Annotated in this window: 13 protein-coding genes; 1 reads left to right on the forward strand and 12 read right to left on the reverse strand. The window is 59.5% G+C overall.

The features are described from left to right. Positions 1-46 precede the first annotated feature (46 nt). From fusA to secE, 12 genes are all read right to left on the reverse strand, one after another. The gene (fusA, locus tag ACZ5WT_RS16930) at positions 47-2137 is read right to left on the reverse strand and encodes an elongation factor G (protein ID WP_464284936.1); all 2091 of its coding nucleotides are present in this window, start codon (positions 2135-2137) and stop codon (positions 47-49) included. A 12-nt stretch (positions 2138-2149) separates the two neighbouring features. Continuing rightward, on the reverse strand, positions 2150-2620 hold the full coding sequence (rpsG, locus tag ACZ5WT_RS16935; RefSeq protein ID WP_464284937.1) for a 30S ribosomal protein S7: 471 nt from the start codon (positions 2618-2620) through the stop codon (positions 2150-2152). 12 nt (positions 2621-2632) lie between these two features. Then, positions 2633-3004: a 30S ribosomal protein S12 gene (gene rpsL, locus ACZ5WT_RS16940; protein ID WP_035080811.1), complete on the reverse strand. Its 372-nt coding sequence runs from the start codon at positions 3002-3004 to the stop codon at positions 2633-2635. 563 nt (positions 3005-3567) lie between these two features. Continuing rightward, positions 3568-4011 (reverse strand): YdeI/OmpD-associated family protein, encoded by a 444-nt coding sequence (locus ACZ5WT_RS16945; RefSeq protein WP_464284938.1) that lies wholly within the window; start codon positions 4009-4011, stop codon positions 3568-3570. A 91-nt stretch (positions 4012-4102) separates the two neighbouring features. After that, positions 4103-8287 (reverse strand): DNA-directed RNA polymerase subunit beta', encoded by a 4185-nt coding sequence (rpoC, locus tag ACZ5WT_RS16950; protein WP_464284939.1) that lies wholly within the window; start codon positions 8285-8287, stop codon positions 4103-4105. A gap of 79 nt (positions 8288-8366) precedes the next feature. Then, the gene (gene rpoB / locus ACZ5WT_RS16955) at positions 8367-12509 is read right to left on the reverse strand and encodes a DNA-directed RNA polymerase subunit beta (protein ID WP_464284940.1); all 4143 of its coding nucleotides are present in this window, start codon (positions 12507-12509) and stop codon (positions 8367-8369) included. 348 nt (positions 12510-12857) lie between these two features. Further along, on the reverse strand, positions 12858-13229 hold the full coding sequence (gene rplL, locus ACZ5WT_RS16960) for a 50S ribosomal protein L7/L12 (protein ID WP_464284941.1): 372 nt from the start codon (positions 13227-13229) through the stop codon (positions 12858-12860). Between the two features lie 66 nt (positions 13230-13295). Further along, entirely contained in the window at positions 13296-13817 is a 522-nt protein-coding gene (rplJ, locus tag ACZ5WT_RS16965) for a 50S ribosomal protein L10 (protein ID WP_464284942.1), read from the reverse strand. Positions 13818-14125: 308 nt separating this feature from the next. Continuing rightward, positions 14126-14818, reverse strand: coding sequence for a 50S ribosomal protein L1 (rplA, locus tag ACZ5WT_RS16970; protein ID WP_464284943.1), 693 nt, complete (start codon positions 14816-14818; stop codon positions 14126-14128). 4 nt (positions 14819-14822) lie between these two features. After that, the gene (gene rplK / locus ACZ5WT_RS16975) at positions 14823-15251 is read right to left on the reverse strand and encodes a 50S ribosomal protein L11 (RefSeq protein ID WP_464284944.1); all 429 of its coding nucleotides are present in this window, start codon (positions 15249-15251) and stop codon (positions 14823-14825) included. 194 nt (positions 15252-15445) lie between these two features. Then, on the reverse strand, positions 15446-15976 hold the full coding sequence (nusG, locus tag ACZ5WT_RS16980; RefSeq protein WP_464284945.1) for a transcription termination/antitermination protein NusG: 531 nt from the start codon (positions 15974-15976) through the stop codon (positions 15446-15448). Positions 15977-16017: 41 nt separating this feature from the next. Then, complete coding sequence (gene secE, locus ACZ5WT_RS16985; RefSeq protein ID WP_464284946.1) at positions 16018-16212, reverse strand: preprotein translocase subunit SecE; 195 nt, start codon at positions 16210-16212, stop codon at positions 16018-16020. A 257-nt stretch (positions 16213-16469) separates the two neighbouring features. Here secE and ACZ5WT_RS16990 point away from each other — a divergent pair, with 257 nt between their 5' ends. Further along, positions 16470-16751, forward strand: coding sequence for a hypothetical protein (locus ACZ5WT_RS16990; RefSeq protein ID WP_464284947.1), 282 nt, complete (start codon positions 16470-16472; stop codon positions 16749-16751). The last annotated feature ends 111 nt before the right edge of the window (positions 16752-16862 follow it).

The following is a 16862-nucleotide window of genomic DNA, read 5'->3' on the forward strand; positions in this document are numbered from 1 at the left end:
CTCCGTATTCGTTAGGCCAAAGGCCAACTTGCTTATGCGTTTTGACTTAGGCGTACTTGGCCTGGACTTCGTCGGCGACTGCCTGCGGGACCTGCTCGTAGTGGTCGAACGACATCGTGTACTGTGCACGCCCCTGGCTCATCGAGCGCAGGGAGTTCACGTACCCGAACATGTTCGCGAGCGGGACGTAGGCATTCACGACCTGGAGGACGCCACGGCTCTCAGTGCCGTGGATCTGACCGCGCCGGGAATTCAGGTCGCCGATGACATCGCCCATGTAGTCTTCTGGCGTGACAACTTCAACCTTCATGATCGGCTCGAGGATCTTCGGAGCCGCCTTGCGCAGAGCTTCATTGAAGCCAGCACGACCGGCGATTTCGAACGCGAGGACCGAGGAGTCAACGTCGTGATACGCGCCTTCGGTCAACGTCACCTTAACGTCGACGATCGGGAACCCGATCAGCGGGCCAGCCGGCATAACCGACTTCACGCCCTTTTCGACGCCAGGAATGTATTCCTTCGGCACCGAACCGCCGACGACCGCGTTGACGAACTCGAGGCCCTTGCCAACTTCGCCCGGCTCAACGGTGAGCTTGACGCGAGCAAACTGACCCGAACCACCCGACTGCTTCTTGTGGGTATAGTCCACATCGGCCTTCTTGGTGATCGTCTCACGGTAAGCCACCTGAGGCTGACCGATGTTTGCTTCGACCTTGAACTCGCGACGCATGCGGTCGACGAGGATGTCGAGGTGAAGTTCGCCCATGCCCGAGATGATGGTCTGGCCGGATTCTTCGTCGGTCTTGACGCGGAAGGACGGGTCTTCAGCAGCCAGGCGGTTCAGGGCGAGGCCCATCTTTTCCTGGTCGGCCTTGGACTTGGGTTCAACCGAGATGTCGATAACCGGCTCTGGGAAGACCATACGCTCAAGGATAACCTGCGAGTTGGTCGCGCAAAGCGTGTCACCCGTGGTGGTGTCCTTGAGGCCAACGATAGCGACGATGTCGCCAGCATAGGCTTCCGTGATCTGCTCGCGGCTGTTCGAGTGCATCTGGAACAGGCGACCGATACGCTCGCGCTTTTCCTTGACGGTGTTCTCAACCATCGTGCCCTGCTCGAGCTTGCCCGAGTAGATGCGGGCGAAGGTCAGCGAGCCCATGTGCGGGTCGTTGGCAACCTTGAATGCCAGCATCGAGAGCGGCTCGTTGTCGTCAGCATGACGCTCGATCGGCTGCTCGGTGCGCGCATCGATACCCTGGATAGCAGGAATATCAGCCGGCGACGGCAGGAACTCAACAACGCCGTCGAGCATGGGCTGGACGCCCTTGTTCTTGAACGCGGAGCCTGCGTAGACGAGGAAGAACTTGGTGTCGATGACGCCACGGCGCAGCAGACGGCGGATGGTGTCGTTGTTCGGCAGGTCGCCGTTCAGGTACGCTTCCATCGCATCGTCGTCGAGCTCGACGGCGGCTTCGATCATCTTCTCGCGGTACTCAGCGGCCTTGGCCTTGAGGTCGTCCGGGATCTCAACGACGTCCCAGGCAGCGCCCAGTTCTTCGTTGTGCCAGATCAGGGCGTTCATTTCGATCAGATCGACGACGCCCTTGAACTCGGTCTCAGCACCGATCGGCAGCTGCACGGCAACGGCCTTGGCGCCCAGGCGGGAGCCAATCATGTCCAAGCAGCGATAGAAGTCAGCACCGACCTTGTCCATCTTGTTGACGAAGATAAGACGGGGAACATGGTACTTGTCAGCCTGGCGCCAGACGGTTTCCGTCTGGGGCTCAACACCGGCGTTGGCGTCGAGCAGAGCAACAGCACCGTCGAGCACGCGCAGCGAGCGTTCAACTTCAATGGTGAAGTCCACGTGGCCGGGGGTGTCGATGATGTTGAAGCGGAACTGCGTGCCGTCGCGGCCCTTCCAGAAGGTCGTGGTCGCTGCGGAGCTGATCGTGATGCCGCGTTCCTGCTCCTGCTCCATCCAGTCCATGGTCGAGGCACCATCGTGCGTCTCGCCCATTTTGTGGTTCTTGCCGGTGTAGTACAGGATGCGTTCGGTCGTGGTCGTCTTGCCAGCATCAATGTGAGCCATGATGCCGAAGTTACGGTAGTGATCGATCGGGTGCTGACGGGTCATACTAAGCTCCTACTACCAGCGGTAGTGCGAGAATGCACGGTTGGCATCGGCCATACGGTGCGTGTCTTCGCGCTTCTTGACGGCCTGACCACGGCCATTGAGAGCATCCATGAGTTCGCCCGAGAGGCGCTCACGCATGGTGTTCTCGCCGCGCTTACGGGCGCTTTCAATCAGCCAACGGATGGCGAGGGCCTGCTGACGGTCAGCACGGACTTCGACCGGAACCTGGTACGTAGCACCGCCAACGCGACGCGAACGCACTTCAACCGCCGGACGGATATTGTCCAGGGCAGTGTGGAACACGGTGATGGGGTCCTGCTTGACCTTGGCTTCGACGATTTCGAAGGCACCGTAAACGATGCTTTCGGCAGCCGACTTCTTGCCGTCCCTCATCAGGGAATTCATGAACTTGGTAAGGACGAGATCGCCGAACTTTGCGTCCGGAATAACGTCACGCTTTTCTGCGCGGTGGCGACGGGACATATCTCTAACTCCTTACTTCGGACGCTTCGCGCCGTACTTGGACCGGCGCTGCTTGCGGTCCTTCACGCTCTGCGTGTCGAGAACACCGCGGAGGACGTGGTAGCGAACGCCCGGCAGGTCGCGCACGCGGCCGCCACGGATCAGAACCACGGAGTGTTCCTGCAGGTTGTGGCCTTCGCCCGGGATGTACGAAATCACTTCGCGCTGGTTGGTCAGGCGAACCTTCGCAACCTTACGCAGAGCCGAGTTCGGCTTCTTCGGGGTCGTCGTATAAACACGTGAACAAACGCCGCGCTTCTGCGGGTTCGCTTCCATTGCCGGAACCTTGTTCCGCTTTGGCTTGCTGGCGCGTGGCTTGCGGATCAGCTGATTAATGGTGGGCATTTCGCTCTTTCCATCGTCCAAAATTCATTGCGGTCTAGCGAGAGCAAACCAAAATGGCGCTCATCCGAACCCTTTCAGGTACGGCGGCGCCCTAATTGCAGCGGACCACCCACTTTTAAGGGCAGTCATGCGCACAAGGATTTGCTTCTTCTAGTTACCCGACAGTGTGTTTGAGTGTCCTGGATGCCCGCACAAGATGGCAGGTACCCGGTGTGACATTCACGACCGACCGCTTAGGTAGGCGCTGTTTAGAACCGATGGCCCTGTGCGTCAAGGATTCTTTCGTGAAAAAGCCGCGTCGGACCTAGGTGTGATCTTGCCAAGCACCTGCAGGAATGACTTGGAAACCGGGCTGTCCTGGCACCCAACAGAGGCTTCACATTCACCCAACTGGCTAACATATTCCAAACATTAACAAATTATGTTTGGATCCTACAGCTAAGCAAGGAGAAGTTAAGGCGCCGAGCTCAGCGCTCCAGCAGCTTTTCACGGGGCATGACTTTTCGCAAACCAGCCCTGCATCCCGAAAACCCCTGATTCTCAAGGGTTTGGGAGAATCGTGGTTACTTCTTCCCTGCCCTTAGGACCTCCAGCGCCTTCTCAATCCGGCGCTGCCGAGTCTCCGCCGTCTTGGCGCCGGTGATCGACAATACGTGTTTGAGCTTGTTGCTATAAGAGAGCGTCTCGAAGAACGCCCGCGCGCCAGGCTCATCTGCCAGAGCACTTTCAAGATCGGCCGGAACTTCGACTTCACGCGGTGTCGCGTCGAGCGTGAGTTCGACCTCGACCCCCTGCCCGCCTTTAAGACCGGACACCTGCCGGCGTTCAGCACTCAGCGGAATGAGGTACTTGCCGCCCATCACGGCAATGGAAGATCGGTAACTGAAACTGCCGATCGTCACATTGACGGCCGGCTTCTTGCCACCACCCAATCCCTCGACAATCTCGGCCGGCACTTCGATGCCGGTATTGTTGCCCGTCTGCAGAATGGTCGACGCAAATTTCATCGCGGCTCTCCTCGACAGCACAATGACTGAAGACACCGCCAAAAGAAAAGGGGCCCGAAGGCCCCTTCCCCATTCTCAATACTGAGATCGATTACTCGGCTGCAGGAGCCGCGATCTGCACGGTCGAAGCCTGACGACGGCGCTCATCAAGGATGAGATCGTCGCGCTTGGACGCGATCATCTTGGCCGAGGAGATACCGGCACCGGTACCGGCCGGGATAAGGCGGCCGACGATGACGTTTTCCTTGAGGCCTTCGAGCAGGTCGGCCTTGCCGGAAACCGCAGCTTCCGTGAGGACGCGGGTGGTTTCCTGGAACGAAGCGGCCGACACGAACGAACGGGTCTGCAGCGACGCCTTGGTGATGCCGAGCAGCACCGGGTTAGCCGTTGCGGGCTTGCGGCCTTCAGCGATCAGGGCGTCGTTGAGCTCGTCGAAGTCCAGCTTGTCGAGCTGCTCGTCCTTGAGCAGGCCGGTATCACCTGGATCCACGATCTCGACCTTCTGCAGCATCTGGCGAACGATCACCTCGATGTGCTTGTCGTTGATCAGCACGCCCTGCAGGCGATAGACCTCCTGGATTTCATTGACGAGGTAACGAGCAAGCTCTTCCACGCCCTTGATTGCCAGAATGTCATGCGGCGCCGGGTTACCGTCGAGGATGTATTCACCCTTTTCGATAGCGTCACCTTCCTGCAGGTGGAAGGGCTTGCCCTTCGGGATCAGGTACTCGACCGGATCTGCACCCTCTTCATGCGGCTCGATGATCACGCGACGCTTGTTCTTGTAGTCGCGGCCGAAGCGGATGGTGCCATCGATCTCTGCGATGATGGCGTGGTCCTTCGGACGACGAGCTTCGAACAGTTCGGCAACGCGCGGCAGACCGCCGGTGATGTCCTTGGTCTTGGCGCTTTCCAGCGGGATACGTGCAAGCACGTCACCCGGCGAAACCTTCTCACCCGGCTCGACGGCGATAACCGCGTCGACCGAGAGCAGGTAACGAGCGTCGCCACCACGGTCCACCTTCTGGATCACACCGCCACGAGCAATGGCCATTGCGGGCTTGAGGCCCTCGCCACGCTGGTTGGTGCGCCAGTCGATAACCACGCGCTTGGTGAAGCCGGTTGCTTCGTCGGTGTTTTCTGCAACGGAAGCACCGTCGACCAGATCTTCGAACACGACCTCGCCCTCGACTTCGGCCAGCACCGGACGAGTGTAGGGGTCCCATTCAGCCAGGCGCTGGCCACGACGAACCTGATCGCCTTCCTTGACGAGCAGCTTGGAGCCGTAGGTCACCTTGTGGGTGGCGCGTTCCTTGCCTTCGCTATCCAGGATGGCGAGCGACACGTTACGGGCCATGACGACGAGCTTGCCGCCCTCAACCTGAACGACGTTCGGGTTGCGGATGGTGATCTTGCCTTCAGCGCCGGACTCGAGGAACGAGCTGTCGACCACCTGTGCCGTGCCACCGATGTGGAACGTGCGCATGGTGAGCTGGGTACCGGGTTCACCGATCGACTGAGCGGCGATAACGCCGACAGCTTCACCCATGTTCACGGGGGTACCGCGAGCAAGGTCACGACCATAGCAGGCCGCGCAGGTGCCCTGACGCATGTCGCAGGTCAGCGGCGAACGGATACGGATCGACTGGATCCGTGCCTCTTCGATGATGTCGACGTGCTTTTCTTCCAGCAGCGTACCCTTGGCGGCAATCATGTCGCCGGTCAGCGGATGGAAGATGTCGTCGGCAGCCGTGCGGCCCAGAACGCGCTGGCCGATGGAGGCCACGATCTGGCCGGCATCAACGATCGGTTCCATAGTTAGGCCACGCTCGGTGCCGCAGTCGGTCGACACGATGATCGCGTCCTGCGCCACGTCCACGAGACGGCGAGTGAGGTAACCCGAGTTAGCGGTCTTCAACGCCGTATCCGCCAGACCCTTACGGGCACCGTGGGTGGAGTTGAAGTACTCGAGAACGTTGAGGCCTTCCTTGAAGTTAGCCGTGATCGGGGTCTCGATGATCGAACCGTCCGGACGAGCCATCAGGCCGCGCATACCGGCAAGCTGCTTCATCTGGGCCGGCGAACCGCGGGCGCCCGAGTGGCTCATCATGTAGACGGAGTTGATCGGCTTCTGACGACCGGTCTCCTCGTCGATCTGCACCTTGCGGATCGCGTCCATCATCTCTTCGGCGACCTTGTCACCGCACTTGGCCCAGGCGTCGACCACCTTGTTGTACTTTTCGCCCTGAGTGATCAGGCCGTCATTGTACTGCTGTTCGAACTCTTCGACCTGCTTACGGGCTGCTTCCACGATCGTGTACTTGGACGCAGGGATAACCATGTCGTCCTTGCCGAACGAAATGCCGGCGTCGCACGCGTTCTTGAAACCAAGCTGCATGACGCGGTCACAGAAAATGACCGTCTCCTTCTGGCCGCAACCGCGATACACGGTGTCGATCATCTTGGAGATCATCTTCTTGGTCATCAGCTGGTTTGCCGTCGAGTACGGCACAGCCGGGCTCTTGGGCAGGATCTGACCAATCAGCATGCGGCCAGGCGTGGTATCCACGATCTCCGTGGTTTCCTTGCCATTTTCGTCGAAGCTGACGACGCGGCCTTTGATCTTGGTGTGCAGCGTGACGATCTTGTTGTCGAGCGCGTGTTCGAGCTCGGCGATCGAGCTGAACGCCATGCCTTCACCCGGCTCGCCGTCATTCATCAGCGACAGGTAGTAGAGACCCAGAACGATGTCCTGCGACGGCACGATGATCGGCTGGCCGTTTGCAGGGTGCAGAATGTTGTTGGTCGACATCATCAGCACGCGTGCTTCCAGCTGCGCTTCGAGCGACAGCGGGACGTGCACGGCCATCTGGTCACCGTCGAAGTCGGCGTTGAAAGCCGAGCAGACGAGCGGATGCAGACGGATTGCCTTGCCTTCGATCAGCATGGGCTCGAAAGCCTGGATGCCGAGACGGTGCAGCGTCGGAGCGCGGTTCAGCAAAACCGGGTGCTCGCGGATCACTTCGTCCAGGATATCCCAAACCTCGGGCTTTTCCTTCTCGACCAGCTTCTTGGCCTGCTTCACAGTCGAGCTGAACCCCTTGGCTTCAAGGCGCGAGTAGATGAACGGCTTGAACAGCTCGAGCGCCATCTTCTTGGGAAGACCGCACTGGTGCAGCTTGAGGTTCGGACCCACGGTGATGACCGAACGGCCCGAATAGTCGACGCGCTTGCCGAGCAGGTTCTGACGGAAGCGGCCCTGCTTGCCCTTGAGCATATCGGACAGCGACTTCAGCGGACGCTTGTTGGCACCGGTGATGGTACGGCCACGGCGGCCGTTGTCGAACAGCGCGTCCACAGCTTCCTGCAGCATGCGCTTTTCGTTGCGGATGATGATGTCCGGAGCACGCAGTTCGATCAGGCGCTTCAGGCGGTTGTTGCGGTTGATCACGCGACGATAGAGGTCGTTCAGATCAGACGTCGCAAAGCGGCCACCATCCAGCGGCACCAGCGGGCGCAGCTCGGGCGGAATGACCGGAATGACGGTCATGATCATCCATTCGGGCTTGTTGCCCGAAACGATGAACTGCTCGACGATCTTCAGGCGCTTGGCCAGCTTCTTCGGCTTCAGCTCCGTGGTCGACTCGGCGATTTCAACGCGCAGGTCGGCCGCGATCTTCTCGAGGTCGAGGGCAAGCAGGATGTCGCGGATCGCTTCGGCGCCAATCTTGGCGGTGAAGCTGTCGGCACCATACTCGTCCTGGGCGTCGAGGAACTGCTCTTCAGTCAGCAGTTCGTGCTGGGTGAAGGGGGTCAGGCCCGGATCGAGAACGACGTAGTTTTCGAAGTAAAGGATGCGCTCGATGTCCTTCAGCGTCATATCGAGCAGCAGCGCGATACGGGACGGAAGCGACTTCAGGAACCAGATGTGGGCAACCGGAGCAGCCAGCTCGATGTGACCCATGCGCTCGCGGCGAACGCGGCTCAGGGTAACTTCGACGCCGCACTTCTCGCAGATGACGCCCTTGAACTTCATGCGCTTGTACTTGCCGCACAGGCACTCGTAGTCCTTTACGGGGCCAAAGATGCGCGCGCAGAACAGGCCGTCACGCTCAGGCTTGAACGTACGGTAGTTGATGGTCTCGGGCTTCTTGATCTCGCCGTAGGACCAGCTCAGGATTTTCTCAGGCGACGCGATCGAGATCTTCATCTGATCGAAAGTCTGCACCGGGACGGCCGGGTTGAACGGGTCCATGACGTGGGAATGATGGTTCATCAATTCTCTCCTCTATCCGCCCAGGCCGCGGCGTAACCGCTGACCCGAACGGAAGGTGAATGGGGGTGGAGGCGCCGGATTATTCCGCCGCTTCCTGAGGAGGCGCGAGCTCCGCTTCGGCCTTTTCGGAGTCGTTCTCCAGGTCGCGCATGTCGAGTTCGACATTGAGACCGAGCGAACGGATTTCCTTGACCAGAACGTTGAAGCTCTCGGGGATGCCCGCTTCGAACGTGTCGTCGCCGCGAACGATGGCTTCGTAGACCTTGGTACGACCCGCAACGTCGTCCGACTTGATGGTAAGCATTTCCTGGAGCGTATAAGCCGCGCCATAGGCTTCGAGAGCCCACACTTCCATCTCGCCGAAGCGCTGACCGCCGAACTGAGCCTTGCCGCCGAGCGGCTGCTGGGTGACCAGCGAGTAAGGACCAATCGAGCGCGCGTGGATCTTGTTGTCCACCAGGTGGTCGAGCTTGAGCATGTAGATGTAGCCAACCGTCACCTGACGGTCGAACTGCTCACCCGAACGGCCGTCGAAGACGGTCGACTGACCCGAGCCCTTGAGCCCTGCCCGCTCCAACATCTCCACGATGTCGGCTTCCTTGGCGCCGTCGAACACCGGGGTCGCGATCGAAACACCCTTGGAGAGGTGTTCACCGAGACGCACCAGGCCGTCGTCGTCGAGGTCGGTGATGGATTCATCACCGGCAAACAGGTCCTGAACTTCAAGACGCAGCGGCTTCAGATCGCCATTGCGCTGATAGGCGCGAACCATGTCGTCGATCTTCTTGCCCATGCCGGCGCAAGCCCAGCCCAGGTGAGTTTCGAGGATCTGGCCCACGTTCATGCGTGACGGCACGCCAAGCGGGTTCAGCACGATATCAACCGACGTACCATCTTCCAGGTACGGCATGTCTTCGACAGGAACGATGCGCGAAACAACGCCCTTGTTACCGTGACGGCCGGCCATCTTGTCGCCCGGCTGGATCTTGCGCTTGGTTGCGATGAAGACCTTGACCATCTTCATCACGCCCGGAGGCAGTTCGTCACCGCGCTGGAGCTTGTCGACCTTGTCGATGAAGCGCTGCTCGAGCAGGCGGCGGCTCTCTTCATACTGCGCATGAAGAGCTTCCATCTCGGTCATGACCTTGTCGTCTTCGACCGCGAACTGCCACCACTTCGAACGGGGCTGAGCCTCGAACATCTGGTCGTTGAGCTTGGTGCCGACAACATACCCCTTGGGGCCTGCAGTCGCAGCCTTGCCGAACAGCATCTCCTTGAGACGCGCGTAGACGTTACGGTCGAGGATCGACTGTTCGTCGTCACGGTCCTTGGCGAGGCGTTCGATTTCCTCGCGCTCGATGGCCATGGCGCGCTCGTCCTTGTCGATGCCGTGGCGGTTGAATACCCGCACTTCAACAACAGTACCAGCATCGCCCGGCGGCACGCGCAGGGAGGTGTCACGAACGTCAGAAGCCTTCTCGCCGAAGATGGCGCGGAGGAGCTTTTCTTCCGGGGTCATCGGCGATTCACCCTTGGGGGTGATCTTGCCGACAAGGATGTCGCCCGGCGCCACTTCGGCACCGATGTGGACGATACCGGCTTCGTCGAGGTTCTTCAGCGCTTCTTCCGAAACGTTCGGAATGTCGCGGGTGATTTCCTCAGGCCCAAGCTTGGTGTCGCGGGCCATCACTTCATATTCCTCGATGTGGATCGAGGTGAAAACGTCCTGCATGGCGATCTTTTCGCTGAGCAGGATGGAGTCTTCGAAGTTGTAGCCGTTCCAGGGCATGAACGCGACGAGCACGTTGCGGCCCAGGGCCAGATCACCGAGTTCGGTCGACGGGCCGTCAGCGATGATGTCGCCGGCGTTCACATGGTCACCAACCACCACCAGCGGGCGCTGGTTGATGCAGGTCGACTGGTTCGAACGCTGGAACTTCATCAGGTTGTAGATGTCGACGCCCGACTTCGACGCATCGGTTTCTTCCGTTGCGCGAATAACGATACGGGTCGCGTCCACCTGGTCAACGATGCCCTTGCGCTTTGCCACGATGGCAGCGCCCGAGTCACGAGCCACGACAGCTTCCATGCCGGTACCGACGAACGGCGCATGGGCGCGCAGCAGCGGCACAGCCTGACGCTGCATGTTCGAGCCCATCAGAGCACGGTTGGCGTCGTCGTTTTCGAGGAACGGGATCAGCGAGGCAGCAACCGACACCATCTGCTTGGGGGAAACGTCCATCAGGTCGACGTTTTCCTTCGGCGTCAGGCCGTTGTCACCAGCGTGACGGGCCACGACCAGGTCGTCCTGCAGTTCGCCGTCCTTGGTGAACTGAACGTTGGCCTGTGCGACGTAGTGCTTGGCCTCTTCCATGGCGGAGAGATAGACCACTTCGTCGGTCAGCTTGCCGTCAACGATCTTGCGGTACGGGGTCTCGATGAAGCCGTACTTATTGACGCGGGCAAAGGTCGAGAGCGAGTTGATCAGACCGATATTCGGACCTTCAGGGGTCTCAATCGGGCAGATACGGCCGTAGTGGGTCGGGTGAACGTCGCGGACTTCGAAGCCAGCGCGCTCACGGGTCAGACCACCAGGCCCAAGCGCCGACAGGCGACGCTTGTGGGTGATTTCGGACAGCGGGTTGGTCTGGTCCATGAACTGGGACAGCTGCGACGAACCGAAGAATTCACGCACAGCGGCAGCAGCCGGCTTTGCGTTGATCAGGTCCTGCGGCATCACGGTGTCGATTTCGACCGAGCTCATGCGCTCCTTGATGGCGCGTTCCATGCGGAGCAGGCCAAGGCGATAGGAGTTTTCCATGAGTTCGCCAACCGAGCGAACGCGACGGTTGCCGAGGTTGTCGATGTCGTCGATTTCGCCACGGCCATCGCGCAGGTCGACCAGCGTGCGGACGACTTCGACGATGTCTTCCTTGCGCAGGGTGCGCATGGTGTCGGGAGCGTCGAGCTCGAGACGCATGTTCATCTTGACGCGGCCAACGGCGGACAGGTCATAGCGCTCGCTGTCGAAGAACAGCGACTGGAACATGGCTTCGGCAGTGTCGACGGTCGGCGGTTCGCCAGGACGCATCACGCGATAGATGTCGAACAGCGCGTCTTCACGCGACTCGTTCTTGTCCACGGCGAGCGTGTTGCGGATGTAGCCGCCGATGGAAACGTGATCGATGTCCAGGATCGGCAACTCGTCAAAGCCCAGCTCGACCATGCGGGCCAGCGACTTCTCGTCCAGCTCGTCGCCGGCTTCCATGTAGACTTCACCAGTCTGCATGTTGATGAGGTCTTCCGCGACATACATGCCCAGAAGGTCTTCATCGGTCGCCAGCAGGTGCGTCAGGCCGTTCTCGGCCAGCTTCTTGGCCTGGCGAGCGGACAGCTTCTTGCCGCCTTCGTGGACGACGTCGCCGGTCTTGGCGTCGATCAGGTCCTGCGAAGGCTTGGCATTCTTCATCTTCTCCGCGTCATAGGGCTTCTGCCAGCCGGTCGCGGTCTTTTCGTAGGAGATCGTGTTGTAGTAGGTCGCCAGGATCTCTTCGGTGTCCATACCGAGAGCCTTGAGCAGCGAAGTCACCGGAATCTTGCGGCGACGGTCGATACGGGCGAACACCACGTCCTTGGCGTCGAACTCGATGTCGAGCCACGAGCCACGATACGGAATGATACGGCCGGCGAACAGCAGCTTGCCAGACGAGTGGGTCTTGCCCTTGTCGTGATCGAAGAACACGCCCGGCGAGCGGTGCATCTGCGAAACTATAACGCGCTCGGTGCCGTTGACGATGAAGGTACCGTTCGACGTCATGAAGGGCATGTCGCCCATGTAGACGTCCTGCTCCTTGATGTCCTTGACGGACTTGGCGCCGGTTTCTTCGTCCACTTCAAACACGATCAGCCGCAGCGTCACCTTGAGCGGGGCAGCGAACGTGATGTCGCGCGCACGGCACTCGTCGATGTCGTACTTGGGCTGTTCGAATTCGTACTTCACGAACTCGAGAGATGCCGTGTTTGAGAAGTCCGTGATCGGGAAAACCGAACGGAAAACGGATTGAAGCCCTTCATCGGGACGGCCACCCTTGGGCTCGTCAACGAGGAGGAACTGATCATAGGAGGCCTTCTGGACCTCGATCAGGTTGGGCATCTCCGTGACTTCGCGAATGGATCCGAAGGACTTGCGAACCTTGCGGCGGCCGTTGAACGTGGTAGCCATAAGGGCTCCTTTGTCTAGCGATTGTCTCGGAGGCACATCTCCAAAAACCCGACAATCAGCCGTCGGATTTCGGGATATGTGCCCTTGGTGTGGGCATTCAGTCAGGCTCAGTGATGTCTGAAATCTCCCCGAGCCAAGGGAAGATGGGCCAGAAACGCCTAAACCCCCATGGTCAAAAACCATGAGGTTCCGTAGACGTCAGCGTGCCTCAGACATCAAAATCGTCATATATTCCGCAAATTGCCGCCAGGATCCCATCCAATCGGTCCGGCGAATCGTCTCGATTAAACGAGAGAAGCGGAATGGCACATAATGCGCCATTCCGCCAATTTCAAGGCAAAAGTTGAACTACTTGAGTTCGACCTTGGCGCCAGCTTCTTCCAGCTTCTTCTTGACGTCTTCGGCTTCAGCCTTCGAGACGCCTTCCTTGATTGCCTTCGGAGCGGCTTCGACGAGTGCCTTGGCTTCGCCCAGGCCCAGACCGGTGATGGCGCGGACTTCCTTGATGACGTTGATCTTGTTGTCGCCGAACGAGGCGAGGATCACGTCAAATTCGGTCTTTTCTTCAGCGGCAGCGGCCGGAGCGCCAGCAGCGGCAGCAACAGCAACCGGAGCAGCGGCGGAAACGCCCCACTTTTCTTCGAGCATCTTCGACAGCTCGGAAGCTTCCAGAACGGTCAGGGCAGACAGGTCGTCTACGATCTTGGCGAGATCAGCCATTTGATAAATCTCTCTTTTTAGGTGTTCAGTTCAAACCAGAATTGATCCCCGAGGGGACCTATGGGGTTACGCTGCTTCGTTGCTCTTTTCCGCATGAGCGGCCAACACGCGAGCGATGCCACCAGCCGGCGCAACGATGACCGAAGCGATACGCGTTGCGGGCTGCTTGAGCATCCCGGCGAGCGTTGCGCGCAGTTCGTTGAGCGAAGGCATGGTCGCCAGCGCCTTGACGTTATCAGCGTCAAGTGCGGTCTTGCCCATTGCGCCACCAAGAACGACGTACTTCGCGTTCTTTTCAGCAAACTTTGCCGCAATCTTCGGCGCAGTCATGGGGTCGGCCGCATAAGCGATGACGATCGGCCCAGTAAGCAGGGCCGACATGTCCGCATTGTCGGTTTCTTTAAGAGCAAGCTTGGCAAGACGGTTTTTAGCGATCTTGACGAACCCACCGGCACCCTTCACCTCACGGCGAAGCGACTCCAGGTGAGCCACGGTCAGACCGGTATTCTGCGCAAGTACGATCGATCCAGCGCCCGACAGGGCTGACTGAAGCGATGCGACAAGCTCACGCTTTTCCGCTCTTTCCACTGCTAGTCTCCACATTGAGCCCGGCGAAAGTCAGCCGGGCCATTGCCAATTGCTGCCCTCCGATCTCCCGAAGGAGGAGAGGAGCAACGGTTACATGCCTGTCAACCGTGCTGCCCAAAGGGCAACTGGCCTGGTTCGAACCGCGATCACCCTGCCCTATCGGGCAGGAAAACTTTGGTCTTCACCCTATCTATGCTGGCGTCTTGCGACATTAAGCCAACCCAAATCGGCTGGCACCGGCAGTCTCGGACAGGACTTAACTCCCCTTGCGGGAAGCTATCCGGGTGGCCGAAGCCACCCGGAATTTCTTAGAGGGCCGAAGACGGCTCGACGTGGACGCCAGGGCCCATGGTCGAGGAAACGGCGACCTTCTTGACGTAGGTGCCCTTGGCGCCCGACGGCTTGGACTTCAGAACGGCATCGGTGAATGCCTTGATGTTCTGCAGCAGGGCTTCTTCCGAGAAAGAGACCTTGCCAACGCCAGCGTGCAGGATACCGGCCTTTTCGACGCGGTACTCAACAGCGCCACCCTTGGCAGCCTTGACGGCGCCGGCGACGTCGGGAGTAACCGTGCCAACCTTGGGGTTCGGCATCAGGTTGCGCGGGCCCAGGATCTTACCCAGGCGACCGACCAGCGGCATCATGTCCGGGGTAGCAATGCAACGATCGAAATCGATCTTGCCGCCCAGGATCTGCTCCATCAGGTCTTCTGCGCCAACGATGTCAGCACCAGCCTTGCGGGCTTCGTCTGCCTTGGCATCCTTGGCGAACACTGCAACGCGCACGGTCTTGCCGGTGCCGTTGGGCAGGTTCACCACGCCGCGGACCATCTGGTCTGCGTGGCGGGGATCGACGCCGAGGTTGATCGCGATTTCGAGGGTCTCGTCGAACTTGGCCGAGGCGCGAGCCTTGACCATCTTCACGGCCTCTTCAAGCTTGTACAGCTTGTTGCGATCGATGCCCTCACGGGCCTTGGTGATCTTCTTACCAGCGTGTGCCATTCAATCAGCCCTCGACCTGAATGCCCATGGAACGGGCAGAGCCGGCGATCATCGACACAGCAGCGTCGATATTGTCGGCGTTGAGATCCTTCATCTTCTTGGCGGCGATATCACGCAGCTGAGCCATCGTGATGGTGCCAGCCGATTCCTTGCCCGGCAGCTTGCTGCCCGACTTCAGGTTGACGGCCTTCTTGATGAAGTAGGTGACCGGCGGAGACTTCATCTCGAAGGTGAAGCTCTTGTCGGCATAGGCGGTGATCACGACCGGAATGGGCGAACCCTTTTCCAGTTCCTGCGTGGCAGCGTTGAATGCCTTGCAGAATTCCATGATGTTCAGGCCGCGCTGACCGAGAGCCGGCCCGATCGGCGGGGACGGCGTTGCGGAGCCAGCCGGCACCTGCAGCTTTACGTAGCCAACGATTTTCTTTGCCATAATCGTCCTATCTATGTTCGCCCGCTGTCATGCGGACCGTTTGACGCTGTGGTCCGAGGCTGTGTCCGGCCGCTTGGCAGCAGCCGCCCTCTTCCACAGATTTCCGCAAGAAAGCTGCCAGATTTCTTCCAGCATGCTTGCGGTTTTCTGCCAGATTTCTGGCAGATTTCCGGTTAGACCGGAAACTTTGCCGATCAGACCTTTTCGACCTGACCGTATTCGAGTTCCACCGGGGTAGGACGACCGAAGATCGACACTTCCACCTTGAGGCGGGCGCGCTCTTCGTCGACTTCCTCCACCACGCCGTTGAAGCTGGCGAAGGGACCATCCGACACGCGGACGTTTTCGCCCACTTCGAACGAGACCGACGGCTTGGGATGCTCGACGCCTTCCTGCACCTGCTGCAGGATCGACTGAGCTTCCTTCTCGGAGATCGGCATAGGCCGATTGTCCGAACCGAGGAACCCGGTGACCTTGGGGGTATTCTTGATCAGATGAAACGCCTCGTCGGTCATGTCCATCTTCACCAGAACATAGCCCGGGAAGAACTTGCGCTCAGCATCAACCTTGCGGCCGCGACGGACCTCGACGACCTTCTCGGTCGGAACGATCACGTCCTCAAACAGATGCTCAAGCTTCTTCTGCGCAACCTTGAGACGGATATCATCCGCCACCTTGCGCTCGAAATTGCTGTAAGCCTGAACGATGTACCAGCGCTTGGCCATAAAGCGTCGCCGCTCCTAGAATTTGGTGTTCGTAGCCCGCCTTAGCGGATCGAAAGCAACAGACCGACGATCCAGGAGATAACCTGGTCCGCCAGCAGGAAGAACAGGCTCGCCAGAACTACCAGCACGAGGACCATGATCGTCGAGATCAGGACTTCGTTGCGTCCCGGCCAAGTGACCTTGGCGGTTTCCTGCCGGACTTGTTGCAGGAACTGAATCGGGTTCGTACGGGCCATAAGCGAATCTACTCTTTGGGTTTTGGTGCAAAACCAAAGGCCGCGCAGGAGTCCCGCACGGCTGGAATGAGGCTATCTAGAGAAACTCTCAGCCAAATGCAACAGGCTGACCCCAGTTTGATGCACCGTGAAGCGACTCGCGCCGCACCGGCATTTGTTAACGATCTGTAAAGATTTAGTCGAATCCATCTTGCTCTCCCCACGGCAATGCCGTTTGATCGAAATGCGACGAAAAAGCGGCAGCGGGAGGCTGTTAGATGTATTTCGGCGATGCGAGCTTTGAGATCAAGGGCTGCGAAGTCCGTTATTACGGGCCTCACAAGACAATTCGCGGTCGCGTAACGGGCGTGGTGCGTGTGCTCATCGAAGAGCGCTTCATGGGTAATGTCTCCCGATACCCGCTCGACCTCAAAGTGAAAGCCGATGTCGGCTCGGCCTATGCCAGTGAAGTGCGGACCGCCCTGCTCGGCCACGCCGCCCACCAGCTGAACCGACTCAAGGCCCGCCACACGGCCAAGCACTCTATCGCCGCCGAATAGACCTCGATTCTCACTGTCGGAGTTGGCGAGTCGCCGCCTGAGCCATGGCCTCAGCGGAAGAATCTGCGCTAAGGCACTCCTGTCTCCCTGACTTCTCATCCCGGGTTCGCA

The sequence above is a fragment of the Devosia sp. T2-14 genome (assembly GCF_055397495.1).

Excerpts from the sequence above, each read along its gene's own strand:
- fusA (WP_464284936.1), bottom strand. The coding sequence starts at position 2,137 with ATGACCCGTCAGCACCCGATCGATCACTACCGTAACTTCGGCATCATG.
- rpsG (WP_464284937.1), bottom strand. The coding sequence starts at position 2,620 with ATGTCCCGTCGCCACCGCGCAGAAAAGCGTGACGTTATTCCGGACGCA.
- rpsL (WP_035080811.1), bottom strand. The coding sequence starts at position 3,004 with ATGCCCACCATTAATCAGCTGATCCGCAAGCCACGCGCCAGCAAGCCA.
- ACZ5WT_RS16945 (WP_464284938.1), bottom strand. The coding sequence starts at position 4,011 with ATGAAATTTGCGTCGACCATTCTGCAGACGGGCAACAATACCGGCATC.
- rpoC (WP_464284939.1), bottom strand. The coding sequence starts at position 8,287 with ATGAACCATCATTCCCACGTCATGGACCCGTTCAACCCGGCCGTCCCG.
- rpoB (WP_464284940.1), bottom strand. The coding sequence starts at position 12,509 with ATGGCTACCACGTTCAACGGCCGCCGCAAGGTTCGCAAGTCCTTCGGA.
- rplL (WP_464284941.1), bottom strand. The coding sequence starts at position 13,229 with ATGGCTGATCTCGCCAAGATCGTAGACGACCTGTCTGCCCTGACCGTT.
- rplA (WP_464284943.1), bottom strand. The coding sequence starts at position 14,818 with ATGGCACACGCTGGTAAGAAGATCACCAAGGCCCGTGAGGGCATCGAT.
- rplK (WP_464284944.1), bottom strand. The coding sequence starts at position 15,251 with ATGGCAAAGAAAATCGTTGGCTACGTAAAGCTGCAGGTGCCGGCTGGC.
- nusG (WP_464284945.1), bottom strand. The coding sequence starts at position 15,976 with ATGGCCAAGCGCTGGTACATCGTTCAGGCTTACAGCAATTTCGAGCGC.
- secE (WP_464284946.1), bottom strand. The coding sequence starts at position 16,212 with ATGGCCCGTACGAACCCGATTCAGTTCCTGCAACAAGTCCGGCAGGAA.
- ACZ5WT_RS16990 (WP_464284947.1), top strand. The coding sequence starts at position 16,470 with ATGTATTTCGGCGATGCGAGCTTTGAGATCAAGGGCTGCGAAGTCCGT.